Origin of the sequence: Pseudomonas farsensis, from assembly GCF_014268805.2 — a bacterium.
In the GTDB taxonomy this organism is placed as follows: domain Bacteria; phylum Pseudomonadota; class Gammaproteobacteria; order Pseudomonadales; family Pseudomonadaceae; genus Aquipseudomonas; species Aquipseudomonas farsensis.
The window spans coordinates 1,519,683-1,525,682 of sequence record NZ_JABWRF020000002.1 but is presented as its reverse complement, the minus strand read 5'-3'; the positions used below and the strand labels follow the sequence as shown (position 1 = coordinate 1,525,682).

Genomic DNA, 6,000 nt, shown 5'->3' with positions numbered 1-6,000 from the left:
CCGCCCTGACTCAGGACCAGGCGACTTTCTGTGGGATGTAGCTCAGCGGCTGCTGACGAAACGCCAAATAATGGCGCAACACCTGCACCGGCGCTTCGGTGTGCGGGTAATGACCAACACCCTGCAAGGCCACGGTATCGGCCTCGGGCACCTGTTGCCGGTAATGTTCGAGCATGTGCGCCCCGGAAAGCGGGTCGACAACCCCGGTGATCAGCCGCAAGCGCACACCGCCGCGCTGCAGCGCGCCGACCCAGCGCTCGCGCCAGGCAAAACGTTCCGGGATGTAATTGATCAGTTTGTGCAGCACCCGCGGCCCACGGTTGGCCGCCACCAGGCTCCACAGGTCATCCAGCGCGCTTTCGCTGGGGTGGGTGCATGGCCCGAACACCTGGGTGACATTGCGCACCAGATCATCCCGGCCAAACGAGCGCCCGATCAGCCAGCCGAGGCGGCTGAGCAGCAGTTTCTGCGCCAGCAGCATGCGGCAGGTTTCGGGGAACAGCCCGCTGTTGAGAAACACGCAACTGGCCACTTCAAGGCGCTGTTCGTGGTGCCGGGCCAGGAGCTCCTGGGCGACGCTGCCGCCGTAGTCGTGGGCCAGCAGGTGCACCGGCTGCTCGATGCGCAAGTGCGCCAGCAAGGCCTGCTGCAGGTCGGCCTGCTCCATCAAACTGTAGTCGTGGTCAGGCGGCTTGGCCGAATCGCCAAAACCGAGCATGTCGCAGGCGATCACGCGGAAGCGTTGGGTGAGCGGTGCCCACAGATAGTGCCAATCCCAGCTGGCAGTGGGGAACCCGTGGAGCAATAGCAGAGGCTCTCCTTGCCCTGCTGTCCAGTATCGAATGCTCTGGCCCCGGAAGGTGAAACCCTGGCTCCGGGTGCGCCAGACGCACAGTGGAATCTCGGCCAGTGGCATCAGGGGCATCCCGGTGTGTAAGTGTGTGAACAGGGCAAGGCTGCGTTCATTGCAAGGCACCTCGGCACATTCTTGTGCTCTCTATGTCGAGGCTGAGTCTAGAAGGCAATACGAAGGTATTAAGTCGCCTTGGCAGCCAGCCTGATGACCGTGCGAGCCTGTGGCACGAACGGTCACACCAGCATCACCAGCAAGGGCGCGGCAAACAGGTTGAGCAGGCCGGTGAGCACCATTACCAGGCCCGCCACCGAGCCTTCTTCGTGCCCCACTTCGCGGGCACGGCTGACGCCTGCACCATGGGCGCCAACGCCGAACAGCGCACCTCGGGCCAGCGGCGTGCGCAGCGGCAGCCAACGCAGCAGAATGCCGCCAAAGACCGCGCCGAGCACCCCGGTGAACATCACGAACACTGCTGTCAGTTCCGGCACGCCGCCTAGGTCCTGGGCGACCGGCATGGCAAACGGGGTGGTGATCGAGCGCGGCAGCAGCGACAGGCTGACCGATGGGTCCAGCGCCAGCCCACGGGCCAGCGCCCAGGAACTGCCGATTGAAGCCACGCTACCCGCCAGCATGCCCACCAGCAGCGCCGGCCAGTGCCGCGCCAGCAACGCGCGCTGCTGCCAGATGGGCACGGCGAAGGCCACCGTCACCGGGCCCAGCACGCCCATCAGCCAGTGGGTGTTGCGGGCGTATTCGGCATAGGCGGTATGCAGCGGCACTGCCACTGCCAGCAGCAGCGCCGGCACCAGAATCAGCGGCGACAACAGGTAACGCCCGGTGCGCCGATACAGCCAGCGGCTGCCCAGGTATGCGGCCAAGGTGAAGGCCAGCCAGAACAGCGACATCGGCTCAAGGTTCATGGCGCAGCCTCCAGCGGCAGACCAGTTCGACGGTGACGGCGGTGACGACCATCACCAGCAAGGTGCTCAGCGCGATCACCAGCAAAATGCGCCAACCCTCGCTGCGCAGCAGGCTGCCGTAGTCCAGCAGGCTCATCAGCGCCGGGATGAAAAACAGCAGCATTTCGGCCATCAGCAACCCGGCGCCACGCTGCAGGGTGGCAGGCTTGACTGCCCCGGTGGCAAACAGCACCAGCAGCAGCGCCAGGCCCATCACACCGCCAGGGATGGGCCAACCGAACCAGGCGGCCAGTTGGCCACCGAGCAGAAACAGGCCAAGCAACACCGCAAGCTCAGCCAGCAGGCGCACGGTTTTGTGGATTACAGGGTTCATGGGCGGGGGTCCTCAGCGACAGGGCCATTGTAAAATCGGACCGCCCACTCCAGAAGCGAATTGTTAGACTACTCGACATTCCAAAATGGAATTCGAGCATGGACTTCAAACAGCTGCGCAGTTTTATCGAGGTGGTACACCGTGGCGGCTTCACCCAGGCCGCTGGCACGCTGCACATCAGCCAGTCGGCGGTGAGCAAGCAGGTTGCGCAACTTGAGCAGAGCATCGGCCAGCCGCTGCTTGAGCGCCACGGTTCGCAGCTGCAACTGACTGCCGCCGGGCGCATCGTGCTGGAGCGCGGCGAAGTGATGCTGCGCCAGCGCCAGGAATTGCTGGGCGAGCTCGATGACCTTGACCAGATGCTGCGTGGCGAACTGCGCCTGGGCTTGCCACTGTTGGGCAGCGATGCGCTGTTTGCCGGGTTGTTCGCCGAATACCGGCGGCGCTACCCGAACATCGCCGTGCAATTGCTCGAAGGCGGCAGCCGCATGGTTGAGCAGGCGGTGAGCAGCGGCGAGCTGGAACTGGGCGGCAGCCTGACGCCGAGCGACTCGGCGTTCGATTACCAGCCGTTCTGCAACGAGCCGCTGGACGCATTGCTGCCTGCCGAGCACCCACTGGCCGGGCAAGCTGACGTGGCGCTGGCGCAATTGGCAGACACGCCGTTTCTGCTGTACCAGCGCAGTTTTGTGCTCAATGACCGGTTGCTCAGTGCTTGCCAGCAAGAGGGGTTTACCCCGAAAGAAGGCGGGCGCAGCGGCCAGGCGGACTTTCTCGCGGCGTTGGTGGCGGCAGGGCAAGGTGTGGTGCTGTTACCGGCGATCGTCGCACGCGCCCTGGAGCGGCCGGGGGTGGTGAGGTTGCCTCTGCGGGCGCCGGAGTACCTGCGCTGGGACATTGCGTTTATCTGGCGGCGCGGGGCCTACCTGTCACGCGCGGCGCAGGCATGGCTGGCGTTGTTGCGCGAAACGCCGAAATAACGCTAAACGCGGACCGCGTAGGAGCGGCCTTGTGTCGCGAACGGGGTGCGAAGCAGCCCCAGGATTGTGCACCACGTTGATATCGCCGGGGCCGCTTTGCGGCCCTTTCGCGACACAAGGCCGCTCCTACGGGAAACTCTTGAGCGCCGTTGCAAACTCGGCCAACCAAGGCTCGGCGTCGGTTTCGGGGGTGACGGTTTCGCTGGCGTCCAGGCGCAGCATCGGCAGTACCTCGCGCATGCCCAGCTCGGCAAACAGCTCGCGCAGTTGCTCGCCACCACCGCAATACGTGTCGCCGTAACTGGAATCGCCCAACCCAATCACCGCCCCCGGCAAGCCGCGCCAGGCCGCTGGCAGTACATCGCGGATTTCGCTGTAAAGCGGCATCAGGCCGTCCGGCAGCTCACCCATGCCGGTGGTCGAAGTGACCGCCAGCAGCGCCTCAGGGGCGAAGCCTTGCAGGTCTTGCAAGGTGGCGCGCGACGCATGCCAGGCCTCGAAACCTGCAGCCTTGAGCAACGACTCGGCATGCCGGGCGACTTCATCGGCGGTGCCGTACACCGAGCCTGAAATAATGGCGACTTTCATCGAGTGAGCATTCCGTAACTGAGTGAAAACGTAGGATACTAGCACCCGGCAATGGCAAAAGGCCGCATCCGCCGAAAGTCCCGTGCCCGACCGCCCGTCGCGCAAAATGCTTGAGCGACTGAACCAAGCGCGCCCAGCGCGGTCCATCGCCGTGAAGAAATCTCCAAATCCGCTTTCATCGAGTTCGACCATGCACGCAGATGCCCTCCTCTCCCAGGACGAGCTGGACTTCATCCAGGACATGCAGCACATGCCGCAACTGAACCTGGCCGACCCCATGTCGGGCCTGCTGGTCAATGGCGACAGCCGCTTGAAAGCCCTGCTCACCCGCCTGGTGGCCCACGAGCAAGTCACCCTGCAGGCGAAACTCGACAACCAGCAGATCAGCTTCCCGCTGCAACTGGTCGAGGACGAATTCCACGCCGTGCACTTACAGCTCGGCGCCCCCGACATCTACGAAGACGGCCCCATGCTGCGCCCGTGGCGCCTGTCGCTGCCGCAGCCAGCGCCGTTGCTCGGCGCACGCGGCAAGCCAAGTGCGCTGTGGGTGCGCGACATCTCCTTCAAAGGCGTGCTGGTCGAGGTGCGCGGCTTGCCCGAAGCACCTGCGCAATTCGACCTGCGCTTTGCCCCGGACGGCATCCCGGCCATTGGCCTGAACGGCGTGCTGCGCCGGCGCATCGGCGCCAACCTTGCCGCCTACGACCTGACCGCCAGCCCCGCCGAAGAAATCGAACGCCTGCGCGAATACATCCTCCAGGCCCACCGCCAGGTGCACCCAGAGCTGCATGCGCAACTGGCCAGTTAAGGGTTTCTGACTAACTGCACAGCATCTGTAACCTGATTCAGCGATAATCCTCGCCCGATTCTTGCAAGCAAGCCTGCGTCGCCCACCACCCCGGGCCGCACGCCATAGGGGCCGGCTACCCGCCAGCCCCGTCGCCAGGAGATACACGATGTCTACCCACCCCGTCACCTTGATGGTGTCGCGCCGCGCCGCCCGTGGCCGCTACCAGGACCTGCTGGCCTGGCTGCACGAAGGCGAGCAGTTGGCTACCGACTTCACCGGCTACCTCGGCTCAGGCATCCTCGCCCCGCCAGCCGAAGGCGATGAGTTTCAGATCATCTTCCGTTTTACCAACGCAGACACCCTGCATGCCTGGGAATATTCGGCCTCGCGCCGGGCCTGGCTGCAACGCGGTGACGGCCTGTTCGAACGCCCCAGAGAGACGCGCGTAAGCGGTATCGAAGACTGGTTCGGCACCCAAACAGTGCAAAAGCCGCCGCGCTGGAAGCAGGCCACCGCCATCTGGCTGGCGTTCTTCCCGGTCTCGCTGCTGTTCAACCTGGTGTTCGGCCATTGGCTGGGCGCGCTCGACCTGCTACCGCGCGTGCTGCTCAGCACCTTGGCGCTGACGCCGCTAATGGTCTACCTGTTCATACCGCTGTCCACGCGCCTGCTGGCCGGCTGGCTGAATGCCGCGCCTGCCGCCCATTCAGACGGCGCCGGGCAGGCCCGCAAGGCCACCTAGTTCGGGTATGCTGGGGCACTTCGCACGGACAGACGACAGACCGCCCCGAACATGAACAGCCCAATCCTCATCACCGGAGCCAGCCAGCGTGTCGGGCTGGCCCTGGCGCTGGAACTGGCGCAGGCCGGCCATACGGTGGTCAGCGCCAGCCGGCATATTCAGCCGCACGCGGCGCACCCGAACATCTACCCGTTCCAGGCCGACCTGACCGTTGCCGACCAGCGCCAGGCGCTGATCGACCACCTGCACGGCAACTATGACGGCCTGCGCGCCGTCATTCACAACGCCTCGCTGTGGCTGGACGATGGCCTGGACAACCTCGACACCATGTTCCGCCTGCATGTAGAGGCGCCCTACCACCTGAACCTGGCCCTGGGCGAGTTGCTGAACAAGGTCGACAAGGCCGACATCATCCATATCTGCGACGAGACCTCCTCGCGCGGCAGCAAGAGCCACATCGGCTACGCGGCCACCAAGGCCGCGCTGCAGAACATGGTGTTGTCGTTCGCCGAACTGTACGCGCCCAAGGTGCGCGTCAACGGTATCCTGCCTGGCCTGCTGATCCTCAAGGAAGGCGGCGATGAGCACTATCGCCAGCAAACCCTGAAAAAAGCCCTGCTGGAATTCGAACCCGGCGCCCGGCCGCTGATCGACGCCGTGCTGTTTCTGCTCGAAAGCCAGTACAGCACCGGCAGCCAGTTGGTGATAAACGGCGGCCGCCACCTGAAGAACCGCATGATCTGAGAGACGC

At 64.7% G+C, this 6,000-nt stretch carries 8 protein-coding genes; 4 read left to right on the top strand and 4 right to left on the bottom strand.

All coding sequences use genetic code 11. The features are described 5' to 3' along the window. Positions 1 to 10: 10 nt before the first annotated feature. The 3 genes from HU719_RS16240 to HU719_RS16230 all read right to left on the bottom strand — a co-directional run bounded on the left by HU719_RS16240 (position 11) and on the right by HU719_RS16230 (position 2,149). Complete coding sequence (locus HU719_RS16240; protein ID WP_186520049.1) at positions 11 to 916, bottom strand: alpha/beta fold hydrolase; 906 nt, start codon at positions 914 to 916, stop codon at positions 11 to 13. A 173-nt stretch (positions 917 to 1,089) separates the two neighbouring features. After that, positions 1,090 to 1,776, bottom strand: coding sequence for an LrgB family protein (locus tag HU719_RS16235; protein ID WP_186520048.1), 687 nt, complete (start codon positions 1,774 to 1,776; stop codon positions 1,090 to 1,092). Continuing rightward, the gene (locus tag HU719_RS16230; RefSeq protein WP_186536840.1) at positions 1,766 to 2,149 is read right to left on the bottom strand and encodes a CidA/LrgA family protein; all 384 of its coding nucleotides are present in this window, start codon (positions 2,147 to 2,149) and stop codon (positions 1,766 to 1,768) included. Before HU719_RS16230 ends, HU719_RS16235 begins: the two co-directional genes overlap by 11 nt. Before the next feature lie 98 nt (positions 2,150 to 2,247). On the opposite strand from HU719_RS16230, the gene HU719_RS16225 reads away from it, so the two are divergent. Continuing rightward, complete coding sequence (locus HU719_RS16225; protein ID WP_186536841.1) at positions 2,248 to 3,129, top strand: LysR family transcriptional regulator; 882 nt, start codon at positions 2,248 to 2,250, stop codon at positions 3,127 to 3,129. 126 nt (positions 3,130 to 3,255) lie between these two features. Here the strand turns inward: HU719_RS16225 and HU719_RS16220 are convergent, their stop codons facing one another. Further along, positions 3,256 to 3,717 (bottom strand): flavodoxin, encoded by a 462-nt coding sequence (locus tag HU719_RS16220; RefSeq protein ID WP_186536842.1) that lies wholly within the window; start codon positions 3,715 to 3,717, stop codon positions 3,256 to 3,258. A gap of 190 nt (positions 3,718 to 3,907) precedes the next feature. Between HU719_RS16220 and HU719_RS16215 the strand changes: the two genes are divergently transcribed. From HU719_RS16215 to folM, 3 genes are all read left to right on the top strand, one after another. Beyond that, on the top strand, positions 3,908 to 4,525 hold the full coding sequence (locus HU719_RS16215) for a hypothetical protein (RefSeq protein WP_186536843.1): 618 nt from the start codon (positions 3,908 to 3,910) through the stop codon (positions 4,523 to 4,525). A gap of 148 nt (positions 4,526 to 4,673) precedes the next feature. Then, positions 4,674 to 5,249 carry a putative antibiotic biosynthesis monooxygenase gene (locus HU719_RS16210; protein ID WP_186520043.1) on the top strand — a complete coding sequence of 192 codons (576 nt, stop codon included), beginning with the start codon at positions 4,674 to 4,676 and terminating at the stop codon, positions 5,247 to 5,249. Between the two features lie 51 nt (positions 5,250 to 5,300). Next, positions 5,301 to 5,993, top strand: a complete 693-nt coding sequence (folM, locus tag HU719_RS16205; protein WP_186520042.1) for a dihydromonapterin reductase — start codon at positions 5,301 to 5,303, stop codon at positions 5,991 to 5,993. The last annotated feature ends 7 nt before the right edge of the window (positions 5,994 to 6,000 follow it).

Bases quoted from the DNA above. Each gene is read 5' to 3' on its own strand.
- HU719_RS16230 (WP_186536840.1), bottom strand. From the start codon at position 2,149: ATGAACCCTGTAATCCACAAAACCGTGCGCCTGCTGGCTGAGCTTGCG.
- HU719_RS16215 (WP_186536843.1), top strand. From the start codon at position 3,908: ATGCACGCAGATGCCCTCCTCTCCCAGGACGAGCTGGACTTCATCCAG.
- HU719_RS16240 (WP_186520049.1), bottom strand. From the start codon at position 916: ATGCCACTGGCCGAGATTCCACTGTGCGTCTGGCGCACCCGGAGCCAG.
- HU719_RS16220 (WP_186536842.1), bottom strand. From the start codon at position 3,717: ATGAAAGTCGCCATTATTTCAGGCTCGGTGTACGGCACCGCCGATGAA.
- HU719_RS16210 (WP_186520043.1), top strand. From the start codon at position 4,674: ATGTCTACCCACCCCGTCACCTTGATGGTGTCGCGCCGCGCCGCCCGT.
- HU719_RS16235 (WP_186520048.1), bottom strand. From the start codon at position 1,776: ATGAACCTTGAGCCGATGTCGCTGTTCTGGCTGGCCTTCACCTTGGCC.
- HU719_RS16225 (WP_186536841.1), top strand. From the start codon at position 2,248: ATGGACTTCAAACAGCTGCGCAGTTTTATCGAGGTGGTACACCGTGGC.
- folM (WP_186520042.1), top strand. From the start codon at position 5,301: ATGAACAGCCCAATCCTCATCACCGGAGCCAGCCAGCGTGTCGGGCTG.